General features: G+C 71.0%; 12 protein-coding genes and 1 pseudogene. 6 read left to right on the plus strand and 7 right to left on the minus strand.

Annotated elements, in window-relative coordinates; translation table 11 throughout:
- The first annotated feature begins 59 nt into the window (after positions 1-59).
- Entirely contained in the window at positions 60-689 is a 630-nt protein-coding gene (gene ubiX, locus BLU22_RS06915) for a flavin prenyltransferase UbiX (RefSeq protein WP_090213157.1), read from the plus strand.
- Positions 689-976 carry a YceK/YidQ family lipoprotein gene (locus BLU22_RS06920; protein ID WP_090213159.1) on the plus strand — a complete coding sequence of 96 codons (288 nt, stop codon included), beginning with the start codon at positions 689-691 and terminating at the stop codon, positions 974-976. Before ubiX ends, BLU22_RS06920 begins: the two co-directional genes overlap by 1 nt.
- A 39-nt stretch (positions 977-1,015) precedes the next feature.
- Here BLU22_RS06920 and BLU22_RS06925 read toward each other — a convergent pair whose 3' ends face one another.
- The 6 genes from BLU22_RS06925 to BLU22_RS06950 all read right to left on the minus strand — a co-directional run bounded on the left by BLU22_RS06925 (position 1,016) and on the right by BLU22_RS06950 (position 8,853).
- On the minus strand, positions 1,016-1,543 hold the full coding sequence (locus BLU22_RS06925; RefSeq protein WP_090213161.1) for a hypothetical protein: 528 nt from the start codon (positions 1,541-1,543) through the stop codon (positions 1,016-1,018).
- 103 nt (positions 1,544-1,646) lie between these two features.
- Positions 1,647-2,513 (minus strand): MBL fold metallo-hydrolase, encoded by an 867-nt coding sequence (locus tag BLU22_RS06930; RefSeq protein WP_090213162.1) that lies wholly within the window; start codon positions 2,511-2,513, stop codon positions 1,647-1,649.
- Between the two features lie 41 nt (positions 2,514-2,554).
- Complete coding sequence (locus tag BLU22_RS06935; protein WP_090213163.1) at positions 2,555-3,736, minus strand: acetyl-CoA C-acetyltransferase; 1,182 nt, start codon at positions 3,734-3,736, stop codon at positions 2,555-2,557.
- Positions 3,737-3,858: 122 nt separating this feature from the next.
- Positions 3,859-5,640 (minus strand): acyl-CoA dehydrogenase C-terminal domain-containing protein, encoded by a 1,782-nt coding sequence (locus BLU22_RS06940; protein ID WP_090213164.1) that lies wholly within the window; start codon positions 5,638-5,640, stop codon positions 3,859-3,861.
- Between the two features lie 124 nt (positions 5,641-5,764).
- Positions 5,765-7,141: a solute carrier family 23 protein gene (locus BLU22_RS06945; protein ID WP_090213166.1), complete on the minus strand. Its 1,377-nt coding sequence runs from the start codon at positions 7,139-7,141 to the stop codon at positions 5,765-5,767.
- A 92-nt stretch (positions 7,142-7,233) separates the two neighbouring features.
- Positions 7,234-8,853 carry an acyl-CoA synthetase gene (locus BLU22_RS06950; RefSeq protein WP_090213167.1) on the minus strand — a complete coding sequence of 540 codons (1,620 nt, stop codon included), beginning with the start codon at positions 8,851-8,853 and terminating at the stop codon, positions 7,234-7,236.
- 181 nt (positions 8,854-9,034) lie between these two features.
- Here BLU22_RS06950 and BLU22_RS06955 point away from each other — a divergent pair, with 181 nt between their 5' ends.
- From BLU22_RS06955 to BLU22_RS06970, 4 genes are all read left to right on the plus strand, one after another.
- A complete protein-coding gene (locus BLU22_RS06955; protein WP_090213169.1) occupies positions 9,035-11,350 on the plus strand; it encodes a PAS domain-containing sensor histidine kinase in 2,316 nt (771 codons plus the stop codon).
- Positions 11,347-12,027, plus strand: coding sequence for a response regulator transcription factor (locus BLU22_RS06960; RefSeq protein WP_090213170.1), 681 nt, complete (start codon positions 11,347-11,349; stop codon positions 12,025-12,027). The genes BLU22_RS06955 and BLU22_RS06960 overlap by 4 nt, the downstream gene beginning before the upstream one ends.
- Before the next feature lie 200 nt (positions 12,028-12,227).
- Complete coding sequence (azu, locus tag BLU22_RS06965; protein WP_090213172.1) at positions 12,228-12,680, plus strand: azurin; 453 nt, start codon at positions 12,228-12,230, stop codon at positions 12,678-12,680.
- Between the two features lie 138 nt (positions 12,681-12,818).
- Entirely contained in the window at positions 12,819-13,712 is an 894-nt protein-coding gene (locus BLU22_RS06970; protein ID WP_090213174.1) for an AEC family transporter, read from the plus strand.
- Positions 13,713-13,721: 9 nt separating this feature from the next.
- On the opposite strand, the pseudogene BLU22_RS06975 reads toward BLU22_RS06970, so the two are convergent.
- Positions 13,722-15,680, minus strand: a pseudogene (locus tag BLU22_RS06975) (response regulator); the annotation flags it as partial.
- Between the last annotated feature and the right edge of the window lie 56 nt (positions 15,681-15,736).

Consider the following 15,736-nt stretch of genomic DNA (forward strand, 5'->3'; position numbering starts at 1 on the left):
GCGCCGGCCTGTGCTGCCGGCGTCGCGCGGCGCCCGCGGCACAGTACGGAGAACGAGCCATGTCCGGCCCCGAACGCATCACCCTCGCCATGACCGGCGCCTCCGGCGCCCAGTACGGCCTGCGCCTGCTCGACTGCCTGGTGCAGGAGGAGCGCGAGGTGCATTTCCTGATTTCCAAGGCGGCCCAGCTGGTGATGGCCACCGAAACCGACGTCGCCCTGCCGGCCAAGCCGCGCGCCATGCAGGCCTTCCTCACCGAATACACCGGCGCCGCGCCGGGACAGATCCGCGTGTTCGGCCAGGACGACTGGATGGCCCCGCCGGCCTCCGGCTCCAGCGCGCCGGCGGCCATGGTGGTGGTGCCCTGCTCCACCGGCAGCCTCTCGGCGATCGCCAGCGGCGCCTGCAACAACCTGATCGAGCGCGCCGCCGACGTGGCGCTCAAGGAGCGCCGCCAACTGATCCTGGTGCCCCGCGAGGCGCCGTTCTCCAGCATCCATCTGGAGCACATGCTCAAGCTGTCCAACCTCGGCGCGGTGATCCTGCCCGCCGCGCCGGGCTTCTACCACCAGCCGCAGAGCATCGACGACCTGATCGATTTCGTGGTGGCGCGCATCCTCAACCTGCTGAACATTCCCCAGGACATGCTGCCGCGCTGGGGCGAACAGCACCGGGTCAGCGCCGACTGATGGGCCGCCTCGCCGCCCTGTTGCTGGCGCCGCTGCTGCTCGGCGGCTGCGCCAGCGTGCGCGTGCTCGACGCCGCCCAGCCCGGCGCGCCGCTGATCTACGCCGGCACCCGGCTGGACTGGTACGCGCTGCACGGCGGCTGCTGCCCGCGCGAGCGCTTCGGCGCCGAGGCGCCGAAATACCCCGGCCTCGACCTGCCGGCCAGCGCGCTGCTGGATACCCTGTTGCTGCCGCTGTCGGTGGCGACGCAGTTGGGGATCGGGGTGCAGGTCAGTGGGGGAAACTGAGCAGGTCGCTGCCTGTAACCTGGGCGCCCGCGACCGCTTCTAGCGTTCGGAGTCGATGTTGAACCAGGGGCGCCAGATTCCCACGAGACGGTCCTCTTCGAAGAAGCGTTCGGCAATGGCGTTTTCGGCGAAGTCTGTGCGGAAGGAAAAGCCGACCGACTCGGCGATGATGCTTAGCGGTGCCTCTGCGTCGGGAAAGATATGCTCTATGCCCCAGCGCAACTGACACGATGTCGTATTTGGCGTTGCCTTCCAGTTCTGCGGGTGAGGCGGGTGCAGGCGCTCGGTACTGCCGCGCTTGATGTGGAGCGAGAAGCGGCGGCGAATGTTGGTGGACTTGCCGACATACAGGCAGGGGTAAGCCAACTCCTCTGGCCACCAGTCCTGATACTCGACATCGACGGGAATGCCTCCGGGGCCTTTGAGCACGATATGCCGGTTGGCGGCGAGCAACTGGGATTTCTGCCCGATCCACCAGAACGCATAAATTCCCGCCGTCTCCGGTAAATCGATCCTGTTGCCTGAGTATATTTGCTTTACGGGGCGGATCGCCGATTTTCGATGCATCTAGGCTGCCTTGAGAAAGCTGGAGTGGTCTGCGCGTCCGGTCGCCCGCGTCCTGCGCGTGGAAGACGCTGCGGCATGCGGGAGAACACATGCCGCAACGGTATCATTCCACCAAGCCCACCACCTCCCCCTCGCTCGCCTCTACGCCGAACTTGCCCTTGGCATCGCGCACCACCCGGCCCATTGCCACCTTGGGGTCGTGGGTGAATACCAGCCGGCCATTGCGCGCCAGCAGGTCTTCCAGCAGCGCGGTCTTCTCCTCGATCAGCCCTTCCGGGAAGCGGTCGTAGCCCATGGTGATCGGCAGGTGCACCCAGGGCGCGCCGGGGATCAGGTCGCCGGCGAATACCACCGGGCCGCCGGGCATCCGCACCTCGGGCAGGAGCTGCCCCGGGGTGTGGCCGTCGCTGACATGGAAGCGCCAGTCGGCGCCGAGGGTCGGCGAACCCGCGCCGTCGTCGAGCAGTTCCAGGCGGCCGCTGGCTTCGAGCAGTTCAAGCAGTTCGGGGATGTAGGAGGCGCGGTCGCGGGCGTGCGGCGCCATCGCGCGCTGCCACTGGCGGCGGCCGGTGACGAAACGCGCGTTGGGGAACAGCAGGCGCGGCGGCTGGTCCGCCTGCCAGGGGGCGAGCAGGCCGCCGGCGTGGTCGAAGTGCAGGTGGGTGAGCACCACCACGTCGATGTCGGCGTCGGACAGGCCCTGGGCGGCGAGGTTGTCGAGCAGCACATGGCGGCTTTCCTGCACGCCGTAGCGCTCCTTCAGTTCGGGGCTGAAGAAGGCGCCGATGCCGGTCTCGACCAGCACGTTGCGCTCGTCCTCGCGCACCAGCAGGGCGCGGCAGCCGAGGTCGATGCGGTGCAGGGCGTCGGCGCTCATCCAGCGCTCCCAGAGGGCGCGCGGGGCATTGCCGAACATGGCGCCGCCGTCGAGTTTCTGGCTGTTGCCGGGCAGGGTGGTCAGGCTTCGCATGGGTCGGGTTCCTTGTTGTTGTTATCGACAGGCGGCGGGCGTCAGTCGCGCTCGACCGCCAGGGCGACGCCCTGGCCGCCGCCGATGCACAGGGTGGCCAGGCCGCGCTTGGCGTCGCGGCGCTGCATCTCGTGCAGCAGGCTGACCAGCACGCGGCAGCCGGAGGCGCCGATCGGATGGCCGAGGGCGATGGCGCCGCCGTTGACGTTGACCTTGGCGTCGTCCCAGTGCAGCTCGCGGCCGACCGCCAGGGCCTGGGCGGCGAAGGCCTCGTTGGCCTCGATCAGGTCGAGCTGCTCCAGGCTCCAGCCGGCCTTTTCCAGCGCGCGGCAGGTGGCGAACACCGGGCCGATGCCCATGATCGCCGGATCGACCCCGGCGCTGGCCGAGGCGGCGATCCGCGCCATCACCGGCAGGCGCAGGGCGTCGGCCTTCTCGGCGCTCATCAGCAGCACCGCGGCGGCGCCGTCGTTGAGGGTCGAGGCGTTGCCGGCGGTGACCGTGCCGTCCTTCTTGAACGCCGGGCGCAGCTTGGCCAGCGCCTCGGCGCCGCTCTGCGGGCGCAGCTGTTCGTCGACGGCGAACACCAGCGGCTCGCCCTTCTTCTGCGCGATGCTCAGCGGGGCGATCTCGGCGACGAAGCGGCCGGCGGCCTGGGCGGCGGCGGCACGCTGCTGGGAGCGGGCGGCGAAGGCGTCCTGCTCCTCGCGGGACAGGCCGTACTGCTCGACCAGATTCTCCGCGGTGATGCCCATGTGGTAGTCGTGGAAGGCGTCCCACAGGCCGTCGTGGAGCAGGCTGTCGAGGGCCTGGCCATGGCCCAGGCGCAGGCCGGTGCGCGCGGCGGGCAGCAGGTAGGGCGCCTGGCTCATGTTCTCCTGGCCGCCGGCGATGACGATCTCGGCGTCGCCGCAGGCGATGGCCTGGGCGCCGAGCTGCACGGCCTTGAGGCCGGAGCCGCAGACCTTGTTGAGGGTCATCGCGGGGACGGTGTGGGGCAGGCCGGCGCGCATCGCGGCCTGGCGCGCCGGGTTCTGGCCGCAGCCGGCGCTGAGCACCTGGCCGAGGATCACCTCGTCGACCTGGGCCGGATCGAGGCCGGTCTGGGCGATCAGCTGGCGGATCACGCAGGCGCCCAGGTCGGCGGCGGGAACGCCGGCCAGGCTGCCCTGGAAGGCGCCGATGGCGGTGCGGGTGGCGGCGACGATGACGACTTCGCGCATGGTGTTTCTCCGGTGGGCGGGCGGCCGGGGGCCGTCCCGCAGGAATAAAAAGGCGCGGCGCAGGCCGCGCAAGACGCTCAAGGGGAAAGCGTGCCCCGCGCCCGTTCGGGCGCGGGTCTGGTTCAGAACTGCTCGGCGCCGAGGCCGTACAGCGAGGCGCTGCCGGCGCGGATCGCCGCTTCCAGCGAGTGGATGCGCGGCAGCAGGCGGGAGAAGTAGAACTGCGCGGTGGCCAGCTTGGCGCCGTAGAAGGCCTCGTCGTCGGCGCGGCGGCGCTCGGCGACGCTGGCCATGCGCGCCCACATGTAGGCGTAGGCGACGTAGCCGAACAGGTGCAGGTAGTCCACCGCGGCGGCGCCGACCGCCGCCGGATCGTCGGCGGCCTGTTCCAGCAGCCAGTCGCTGACGGCTTCGAGACGGTTCAGTGCGTCGAGCAGTTCGTCGCCGAACGGCTGGCCCACGCCGTCCGGGCTGTCGACGAAGGCGCGCACCTCGGCGGCGAACTGCCGCAGGCCGGCGCCCCGGTTGGCCACCAGCTTGCGGCCGAGCAGGTCGAGGGCCTGGATGCCGTTGGTGCCTTCGTAGATCTGCGCGATGCGCGCATCGCGCACCAGCTGTTCCTGGCCCCATTCGCGCACGTAGCCGTGGCCGCCGAACACCTGCTGGCCGTGGATGCAGCTTTCCAGTCCGGTGTCGGTGAAGAACGCCTTGGCGATCGGGGTGAGCAGGGCGACCATGGCCTCGGCGGCACCGCGCTCCTCGTCGTCCTCGGCGAACTTGGCCAGGTCGAGCTGCTGGCCGACGTAGGTGGAGAAGGCGCGGCCGCCCTCGGTGAGCGCCTTCATGGTCATCAGCATGCGCCGCACGTCGGCGTGCACGATGATCGGGTCGGCGCTCTTCTCCGGCGCCGCGGCGCCGCCCGGTGCGCGGCCCTGCAGGCGGTCGCGGGCGTAGGCCACGGCGTTCTGGTAGGAGGCCTCGGCGCAGCCGATGCCCTGGATGCCGATCGACAGGCGCTCGTAGTTCATCATGGTGAACATGGCGGCGAGGCCGCGGTTCGGCTCGCCGACCAGGTAGCCGACGGCGCCGTCGAAGTTCATCACGCAGGTGGCCGAGGCCTTGATGCCCATCTTGTGCTCGATGGATCCGCAGTGCACCGGGTTGCGCGCGCCGAGGCTGCCGTCGGCCTCGACCAGGAACTTGGGCACCAGGAACAGCGAGATGCCGCGCGAGCCGGGCGGCGCGTCGGGCAGGCGCGCCAGCACCAGGTGGACGATGTTGGCGGTGAGGTCCTGCTCGCCGCCGGTGATGAAGATCTTGGTGCCGGTGAGGGCGTAGCTGCCGTCGGCGCGCGGTTCGGCGCGGGTGCGCAGCAGGCCCAGGTCGCTGCCCGAGTGCGGCTCGGTCAGGCACATGGTGCCGGCCCATTCGCCGCTGTACAGGCGCGGCAGGTAGGTGCTCTTGAGTTCCTCGCTGGCGTGGGCGTCGATCGCCAGGCAGGCCCCGGAGGTCAGCGCCGAGTACAGGGCGAAGCTGGAGTCGGCGCCGTAGAGCATCTCCTCGAACTGCACGGCGAGCATCTTGGGCATGCCCAGGCCGCCGTAGGCGGGGTTGCCGGCCAGACCCACCCAGCCGCCGTCGATGTAGGTGGCGTAGGCCTCCTTGAAGCCGGCCGGGGTGCGCACCGCGCCGGCCTCGAACTGCGCGCCTTCCTCGTCGCCGCTGCGGCTGAGCGGGGCGATCAGCTGGCCGGTGACCTTGGCGGCTTCTTCGAGGATGGCGTCGGCGGTGTCGGCATCCACCGTCTCGCTGAGCGCCGGTAGGCGCGCCCACAGGCTCGGGGCGTCGAAGACTTCGTGGAGCACAAAGCGCATGTCGCGCAGGGGGGCGTTGAATTCGGGCATAGCGGACCTCTGTGGACAAGTCGGCGGCAGGCGCCGTATTCGGGTCGGGTACGAAAGATCCGGTCTTTCGTACCCGACCTGCAGGACGGTTGACGCGGCCCCCGCCGGCGGGGGCCGCGCGGGGTTACTCGGTTTCCGCGCCGGGCGCCGGCTGCTTGCCGCGCACCGAGGCGAAGCGCAGCAGGTGGGTGCGCTCGACCAGGATATACAGCACCGCGCCGGTGGCCAGGCCCCAGCCGGCGCCGTAGACGGCGAGGACCACGCCCATGGTGCCGGCGATGCCGCGCTCGGTGTTGTTCTCCAGCTGCTCGAAGCCGACCATCAGGCAGATGTAGCCGGTGAGCACCAGGGTCAGCGACAGGGCGATCGGCAGCACCGGCTGGAAGAAGCTCACCAGCGGCAGCACGAACAGGGCGAGGAAGCCGGTGATCCAGAAGGTGCCGGCGCCGCTGTAGATCGACTCCATGGCCTTGCGGCCGTACTTGTAGCGCTCGGCCATGGTCGCCGCCACGGCGGTCCACAGCGGCCCGGCCAGGCCCGGATAGGGGGCGAAGAAGGCGTGCAGGGCGTTGCGCAGGGCGGTGACCAGGTGGATGCGGTCGACGTTGTTCTCGATCTTCTCGTCGGTGCGCAGCTCGTCGGCGCGCTGCATCAGCGACTGGCCGACGATGATGTCGCCGAAGGCGATGATGTAGGCGATCACCGCGGTGGGCACGGCGAGCAGGAACACCTTGGCCTCGGGGAAGCCGACGCTGAACGGCAGGTAGGCCCACATGCCGGCGAAGTCCGGCGCGGTGATGCCCCACTTGACGTCGGGCATCGGGTACTCGCCGACCGCGATGCCGGTGAGGATCGCCACGATCATCCCCGGCACCATGCCGTAGTTGACGATCTTGCGGGCGAAGGGCACCCGCTCGGTGAGGCCCTTGAACGACACCGAGAACATCAGGTACAGGCAGATCAGGCTGCCCAGCACCAGGGAGATCGGCGTGTTGGCCAGGCGTCCGCCGGCGTCGATCTCGCCGATCAGCGCGGCGATGCCGGCGCCGATGATGATCCCGCCCTTCATCGAGTTGGGCACGATGCGCACCATGGCGCTGCCCAGGCGGGTGATGCCGAGGATCAGGAAGATGAAGAACACCAGGATCTGCAGGGCGAACAGCGCCTGGATGGCCTGCGGACCCGGCTCGTAGTCGCCGAGGAACAGCAGCACCACCGGGATGCCGGGGGTGATCCAGCCGGGCACCAGCGGCACGCCGAGCAGCGCCGGCAGCATGAAGCCGATGCCGCAGACCACCACGTAGGCCAGCGCCACCTCGTAGGGCAGGCCGAGGTACTTCTGCAGCAGCGGGATCATCGCCAGGCTGACCACGAACATGATCAGCGCCTGGAGCATTTCCGCGGTTTCCCAGCGGTAGTGGACCAAGGGCAGGCGCACCTTGAACGGGCCGAGGGGCCAGTACGGTTGCTCGTCGCCGTCCTTGCGGTTGTACAGTTGCATGTCTTCTCCGTTGGCAGCCGGCGCCCGCCGGGCGTGTCGCTGCCGGTTGTCGTTATGATCGGAACGGGGCCGGCGCACGCGCCGGCCGTGAATCAGAGGGCGCGGGCCCAGTCGCGCAGCACGTACTTCTGGATCTTGCCGGTGGAGGTCTTGGGCAGGGCGTCGAACACCACGGTGCGGGGGATCTTGAAGTGCGCCAGGTGCTCGCGGCAGAAGGCGATGATTTCCGCCTGGTCGGCCTCGTGGCCCTGCTTGAGGGTGACGAAGGCGCAGGGCGTCTCGCCCCATTTCTCGTCGGGACGGGCCACCACCGCCGCCTCCAGCACCGCCGGGTGGCGGTACAGCACGCCCTCCACCTCGATGGTGGAGATGTTCTCGCCGCCGGAAATGATGATGTCCTTGAGGCGGTCCTTGATCTCCACGTAGCCGTCGGGGTGGCAGACGGCCAGGTCGCCGGTGTGGAACCAGCCGCCGGCGAAGGCGTCGCCGGTGGCGGTGGGGTTCTTCAGGTAGCCCTTCATCACCGTGTTGCCGCGCATGAAGATCTCGCCGATGGTCTCGCCGTCGCGCGGCACCGGTTCGAGGGTCTTCGGATCGCCGACCATCACCCCTTCCAGGGTCGGGTAGCGCACGCCCTGGCGGGCCTTGATCCGCGCCCGCTCGTCGAGCGACAGGGCGTCCCATTCCTCGTGCCAGGCGCACACGGTGACCGGGCCGTAGACCTCGGTGAGGCCGTAGACGTGGGTGACCTGGATGCCCATTTCCTCCACCGCGCCGATCACCTTGGCCGGCGGCGCGGCGCCGGCGACCATGGCCTGCACCGGATGGTCGATGGCCGCCTTGGCCGAGTCGGGCATGTTGACCAGCGCGTTGAGCACGATGGGCGCGCCGCACAGGTGGCTGACGCGGTGTTCGCGGATCAGGGTGAGGATCTTCTGCGGGTCGACCCGGCGCAGGCAGACATGGGTGCCGGCCAGCGCGGTGACCGTCCAGGGGTAGCACCAGCCGTTGCAGTGGAACATCGGCAGGGTCCACAGGTACACCGGGTGGTGGCCCATGGCCCAGGTCATCTGGTTGCCGAGGGCGTTGAGGTAGGCGCCGCGGTGGTGGTAGACCACGCCCTTGGGGTTACCGGTGGTGCCGGAGGTGTAGTTGAGGCTGATCGCCTGCCACTCGTCCTCGGGCCAGGCCCAGGCGAACTCGGGATCGCCCTCGGCCAGCAGGGTTTCGTAGTCGAGATTGCTGACCGGCTGGCCCTCGCCGTATTCCGGGTCGTCGACGTCGATCACCAGGATCGGCCGGCCGAGCATGCCCAGGGCGGCGTGGATCACGTCGAAGAATTCGCGGTCGGCGATCAGCGCCTTGGCTTCGCCGTGCTGCAGCATGAAGGCGATGGCCTCGGCATCCAGGCGCACGTTGAGGGTGTTGAGCACCGCGCCGGTCATCGGCACGCCGAAGTGGGCTTCGAGCATGGCGGGGATGTTGGGTAGCATCACCGCCACGGTGTCGCCCTTGCCGATGCCGCGCCCGGCCAGCGCCGAGGCCAGCCGGCGGCAGCGCTGGTAGGTCTGCGCCCAGGTGTGGCGGATTGAACCGTGGATCACCGCGGTGCGTTCGGGATAGATGGCCGCGCTGCGTTCGAGGAACCCGAGCGGGGTGAGGGCGATATGGTTTACCGGGGCTTGCGCGAGCCCTTGTTCATAGATCGACATGGCGATATCCGCTGGCTGTTTGTTAGCTCTCTGGTTCGGTCCTCGACACGGCGCAGCCATCCGAAGACCCGCGGCACCACACTCCTGTGGTGGCTTGACCCGAGCATAACCGGGCAATCTTGAAATGTGTATAGGTTTATTTCCTGTGCTATCTAGTAGAAATACCTAAAAGGCGGCCAGCATGGCGGAAGACGTGAAACAGGGCTCGCAGCCGGGCTGGACGGCCTCTCCGGCGCTGACCGGGCTGCTGCGCCTGGCCGGCGAAGGAGCCGGGGGCGCGGCGCTGGCCGATGCGCTGCGCCGCCTGGCGCTGAGCCACGACGAGGTGCGGCAGGCCTACTGCCTGGCCTGGCAGGCGGGCACCGGCACCTACGCCGAGCTGGGCAGCGGCGAGCGCCTGCCGCCGGGCCCGGGCGACCCGCTGCAGGCCAGCGATGCGGCGCTGCGCGCGCGGCTCGCCGCGCAGGGCGAGATCGCCGTGGCGGCGCTGCTCGAACTGCCCTGCTGGCTGGCCGGACGCCTGCGTCGCGCCGGCATCCGCGCGGGGCTGGCGCTGGCCGTCGAACTGGCGCCGGGGCAGCCCGGCCTGTTGCTGCTGGTGCTGGACGAGGCGCCGGGCTCCGGCCTCGGCCGCTGGCTCGGCGAGCTGCTCGGCGCCTGCCTGCAGCTGGCCCGCGCCCAGCTGCAGCCTTCGCCGGTGCTCGGCGGCGACGACGAGGCCAGCCTGCTGCTGGACGCCGACGGCCGCCTGCTCGACCTCAACCTGGCCGCCCACCGGCTGTGCCGGGACTGCGGCCTGGAACAGGTCGAGGCGCTGCTGCCGGTCAACCACCTGCCGCTGCTGCGCGCCTGCCTCGGCCAGCGCCGCGCGGTCGGCCCGGTGAGCGTGGCGCTGGGCGAGCGCACCCTGCTGTGGCGCTTCGTGCCCGCCGGCGCCGCGCGGGTGCTGGTGCGCGGCCACGACGCCAGCGAGCGCCTCGGCAACGAGCGTGAGGCGGCCCAGGCGCGGCGTCTGTACCGGCTGATCATCGAGAACACCACCGACCTGATCTCCCGGCACACCCCCGACGGGCGCTTCCTCGACGCCTCGCCGGCGTCCTGGACGCTGCTCGGCTACTGGCCCGAGCAGCTGCGCGGCAGCCGCCTGCGCGCGCTGCTGCACCCCGACGACGTGGCGCTGATGCGCCTGGCCGGCGAGGCCCTGGAGCTGCGCGGCTACCACACCCTGAGCTACCGCCTGCGCCACCGCGACGGCCACTACCTGTGGTTCGAGAGCGCCTGCCGGGCGATCCGCGAGACCTACACCGGCGCGGTGGTGGAGATCGTCAGCGTGTCGCGCGACATCAGCGCGCGGGTGCAGGGCGAGGAGGTGCGCCGGCGCCTGGCCGAGGTGATCGAGGCGACCACCGACCTGGTGCTGTTCATCGACCGCCGCGGCGCCATCACCTACCTCAACCAGTCGGCGCGGCGCACCCTGGGGCTGGCCGAGGGGCAGGACGCGCCGCCGCTGGCCAGCCTGCTCGATGGCCGCGACCTGCAGCGCCTGCTGGAGACCGGCCTGCCCTGCGCCGAGCGCAGCGGGGCGTGGGAGAGCGACATGCGCCTGCACCCGCCGGGCGCCGCCGAGTCGCTGCCGCTGTCGCTGGTGCTGCTGGCCCACGCCGGCGCCAGCGGCGGCTACTTCTCGCTGGTGGCCCGCGACATGACCGAGCGCGAGCTGCGCGAGGCGCAGGTGCGCCGCCATCAGGACGAGCTGGCGCACACCGCGCGGCTGGTCACCCTCGGCGAGCTGGCCTCGGGGATCGCCCACGAGATCAATCAGCCGCTGGCCGCGGTGGTCAACTATGCCAGCGCCAGCCAGCGCTACCTGCAGGGCGCGGCGGACAACCCGCAGGCGCTGGCACGGGTCGCCGAGGGGCTGGAGCGGATCAACGCCCACGCCAACCACGCCTCGGCGGTGATCCGCCGCCTGCGCGCCTTCCTGCGCAAGGGCCAGCGGCGCCTGCAGGCGCTGGATGTCGCCGCGGTGGCGCGCGAGGCGGTGCGCCTGTGCGCCTGGGAGGCGGACAACAGTCGGGTGGCGATCGGCGAGCATCTGCCGGACAATCTGCCGCCGGTCTACGCCGACCGGGTGCTGCTCGAACAGGTGCTGCTCAACCTGCTGCGCAACGCCATCGACGCCAACCGCGAGACCCATCCGCACGCCGCCTCGCGCATCCGCCTGACGGCCGGCGTCGAGGCCGACGGCCAGCGCCTGTGGATCAGCGTCGAGGACCAGGGCCCGGGGGTGAGCGAGGCGGCGCTGGCGCACCTGTTCACCCCGTTCTACACCAGCAAGGCCGACGGCCTGGGCCTGGGCCTGTCGATGAGCCGCTCGATCGTCGAGGGCTTCGGCGGCGAGCTGTGCGCCGAGCGCCGGCCCCGCGGCCTGCGCCTGCTGTGCCGGCTGCCGCTGGCCGGCGGCGAGCACCCCCAATCACAACAGGAGTCACGATGAGTTTGATGCAGGAGCAGGTGGTGTATGTGGTCGACGACGACCAGGGAATGCTCGATTCGACCGTCTGGCTGCTGGAGTCGGTGGGCCTCAAGGCTCTGCCGTTCACCAGCGGCCGGGCCTTCCTGGAGGCCTGCGACGCCGCGCGCCCGGCCTGCGTGCTGCTCGATGTGCGGATGCCGGGGATGGGCGGGCTGAACGTGCAGGAGGAGCTGCGCGCGCGCGGCCTCGACCTGCCGGTGATCTTCGTCAGCGGCCACGCCGACGTGCCCATCGTGGTGCGCGCCTTCAAGTCCGGCGCCTGCGACTTCCTGGAAAAGCCCTGCAACGAGCAGCAACTGCTGGACAGCGTGCAGCAGGCGCTGCGCCGCCACGCCGAGCGGCTGCGTCGCCAGCAGGGCGGCGCGGCGCTGCGGGCGCGGCTGGACGGCCTAACCCCGCGCGAGCGCGACGTGCTGCTGCCGCTGGTGCAGGGCTACACCAGCCGGGAGATCGCCGAGCAACTGGGGATCAGCGTGAAGACCGTCGACCTGTACCGCGCGCGGGTGATGAAGCGCATGCAGGCCGAGCGCCTCAGCGATCTGGTCGGCATGGCCTGCGTGCTGGGCCTGATCGACCCGCTCGCGCCGCGCGCGCCGGGTCAGTCGTCGACGGCGCAGCCGCAACTGGCGCAGGCGTAGCAGGCCAGCAGGCGGTCGAACAGCGGTAGGAGGTTCATGGCGGCGACTCCGTGACAGGGGGCGGTAGGCCGATTGTCCGCCGCGCGGCGGGCCGGCGCCCGTTGATTGGCTGTATCGCGCCGATAGTCGGGACGGCGGAACTCGCCGGGCGCCGCCGGGGTCTGCTGGTCAGTCGTTTTCCCTCGCCCCCGGAGGCCTTCGTGATCCGCCCCTCCCTCGTCGCCGGCCTGCTCGGCCTGTGCAGCCTGCCCCTGTGGGCGGCCCCGCCCTGCAGCGTCGACCTCGAAGCCAGCGACCGCATCGCCTACGACCGCGAGCTGATCGAGGTCAGCCGCAGCTGCCGCGAGTTCACCGTCAACCTGCGCCACAGTGGCACCCAGGAAAAGACCCGGATGGGCCACAACTGGGTGCTGGTGCGCGCCGCCGACCTGCCGGCGGTCCACGACAGCGGCCTGCTCGGCGGCTTCGCCAACGGCTTCGTGCAGCCCGGCGATGCGCGGGTGATCGCTGCCAGCCGGCTGCTCGGCGGCGGCGAGTCGCAGGCGGTGACCTTCGCCGTGTCGCGCCTGCAGCCCGGCGAGCAGTACCGTTTCTTCTGCTCCTTCCCCGGTCATGGCGGGCTGATGCAGGGTCGTCTGCGCCTGGTCGACTGACGCGGCGATGGCGCGCCGGCACGCTTCCGGCAGCGGGCGGCGGCTCGCCAGGCCCGGCGGCGGGCGCGTATGCTCTGCGCCCGGCCGCGCCGCGCGACGGCCGCTTCGCGTCACTGGCCGTTGAGGAGTCCGCCGCCGATGCTCGTGTTCCAGGCCATCGTGCCGATCTTCCTGCTGGTCGCCCTCGGTTATCTGCTCTGCTGGCGCGGCTGGCTGCCCGCCGAGACGGTCGGCGGGCTGTCGACCATGACCTTCAAGCTGTTCATGCCGACCCTGCTGTTCACCGGCATCGCCCGCGCCGACCTCGGCGCCGGCCTGGACCCGGTGCTGCTGCTGGCCTATTTCGCGCCGTTGCTGGCGGTGTTCGTTCTGGTCAACCTGTGGGTGCATCGCCGGCGCGGCCGCGCCAGTCCGCTGGGGCTGGCGGCGAGCTACTCGAACAACGTGCTGATCGGCATCCCGCTGGTCACCGCCCTGCTCGGCGCCGACCGGCTGGTCTACCTGTTCGCCGTGCTGGTGTTCCACAGCCTGGCGCTGTTCTCCCTGCAGTCGCTGTACGTGGCGCTGGGCACCGGTCAGCGGGTCGAGCCGCGCGGCCTGCTGAAGAGCCTGTTCAATCCGATCATCAACGGCCTGCTGCTCGGCGCGCTGGTCAACGTGCTGGGGCTGGAGCTGCCGGCGGCGCTGTGGCGGACCGCCGACTGGCTGGCCGCCGCGGCGTTGCCTTGCGCGCTGATGGTGCTGGGCATGGGCCTGAGCCGCTACCGCTTCCATCCCTCGACGGCGGTGTTCGTGCTCACCGGGCTCAAGCTGCTGGCCTTCCCGGCGCTGGTCTGGTGGCTGGGCGCCCTGCTCGGCCTGGCGGCGCCGGCGCGCGCGGTGCTGCTGCTGATGGCGGCCTGTCCGACCGGGGTCAACGTGCTGGCCTTCGCCACCACCCCCGAGGACACCCGCACCCTCAGCTCGCAGGTGTTCCTCTCCACCGTGCTGGCGCTACTCAGCCTGCCGCTGTGGATGAGCCTGGCCGGCTGACGGGCGGACTCAGGACGGCGCGGCTTCGGCCTGGCGGCGCGCCTTGTGCGCCGCCCAGTGCTCGACCAGCGCGCGCAGCTGGGACAGCTCCACCGGCTTGGCCATGTGCCCGTCCATGCCGACGCGCTGGGCGCGCGCCTTGTGCTCGTCGAGGATGTGCGCGCTGAGCGCCACCACCGGGGTGCGCGCGCGCCCCTCGGCGGCCTCCCAGGCGCGCAGCTGCTCGGTGGCGGCGAAGCCGTCGAGCACCGGCATCTCGCAGTCCATCAGCACCAGGTCGTACTGCTGGCGCTGCATCGCCTGCAGGGCCTCGCGGCCGTTGCCGACCAGGTCGGGGCTGAGGTCGAGCTTGCCGAGCATGCCGCGGATCACCTTGGTGGAGATGCTGTTGTCCTCGGCGACCAGGATGCGGAAGCCCTCCGGCGCCGCGGCCTCGCGCTCGCGGCGCGGCGCAGCGCCACCCTGACGCCGGGCGCGGCCCAGCTCCTCGGCCAGGGTGGTCTTCAGCGCGTAGCCGGCCACCGGCTTGGCAAGGATGCGGCTGATCCCGGCGTTGCGTGCCACCACCTTGCTCGGCGCGTGGCGCTGGTTGCTGAGCATCACCAGCAGCAGGTCGTGGTTGACGAAGGGGTCTTCCTTGATCCTCGCCGCCAGTTGCAGGCCGCTCATGCCGGGCATGTCCTGGTCGAGCAGAACGATGTCGAAGTATTCGCGCAGGTTGGCCTTGGTGCGCAGCAGCGCCAGCGCCTCGGTGCCGGAGGCTGCGCCGCTGGCCTGCAGGCCCCAGCTCTGGCACTGCTGCAGCAGCACCTTGCGGCAGGTCTCGTTGTCGTCCACCACCAGCACCCGCGCCTCGCGCAGCGGCGCGCTGTCGGCGCCGCCCTGGCCGAGGCTGTCGGCCTTGAGCGGCAGGCTCAGCCACAGGGTCGAACCCTGGGCGCTGCCGCTTTCCAGGCCGAACTCGCCGTGCATCAGGCTGGCCAGCTGGCGGCTGATGATCAGCCCGAGGTGGCCGTCCAGGCGGCTCTCGGCCAGGTAGTCGCGGCTGTGCAGCGGGGTGTTGAGCAGCGCCTCGCGCTCGGCCTCGCCCAGCGGCCGGCCGCTGTCCTGCACGGCGATGCGCAGGCGCGGCGGCTGGCCGGCGGCCTGCTCGACCGCGGCGACCAGCAGGATCTCGCCCTCGTCGGTCTGCCGGAAGGCGTGTTCGAGCAGGTTGAGCAGCGCCTGGCGCAGGCGCGTCGGGTCGCCGCTGAGGGTGCGCGGCACCTGCGGCTGGACGAAGCCGATCAGCTCGACCTTCTGCAGCTCGGCCTTGGCGCGGAAGATTTCCAGGCAGTCTTCGAGCAGCGCGTGCAGGTCGAACTGCACCTCGTCCAGCTCGATCTCGCCGGACTCCAGGCCGCTGATGTCGAAGATCTCGTTGAGCAGCACCAGCAGCTCGTTGCCGGCGCTGTGGATGGTCTGCACGTAGTCGCGCTGGCGGGCCGACAGCGGCGTGTCGAGGAGCAGCTCGGTCATCCCCAGCACGCCGTTGAGCGGGGTGCGTACCTCGTGGCTGATGCGGGCGAGGAACTTGGCCTTGCCGGCCAGCTCGGCGCGGTCGGCGTCCTCGGCGCGCCGCGCGTCGAGGCGCGCATGGATGCGCCGGCGCTGGCACACGCGCAGCCACAGGCTGAGGAGGAACAGCAGCACCCCGGCGAGGGTCGCGGCCAGGCTGGCGGCCAGCGCGGTGGCCGCCAGCGCCAGGGTCGCGAGCAGCGCGGCGGCGCTCGCCGCGCCGAGCAGCAGGTTGCGCGGATCGCGCTCGCGGGCCTGGAGAAAGCGCAGCAGGTGATGGCCGCCGAGCAGCAGCAGCACGCCGAGGGACATGCCGTGGAGCAGCGCGGGATCGACGAGGGCGGGGAGCGCGGCGGCCTCGACGGCGAGGCGACCGAGCAGGGGCGTCGTCAGCAGCAGGCAGACGAGCAGGGGGGGAGTGGCGTTCCGAAGCCGGCGCACGATCGAGGCATCCCTTCTGAATCGGG

The organism is Pseudomonas guangdongensis (assembly GCF_900105885.1).
Taxonomy (GTDB): domain Bacteria; phylum Pseudomonadota; class Gammaproteobacteria; order Pseudomonadales; family Pseudomonadaceae; genus Geopseudomonas; species Geopseudomonas guangdongensis.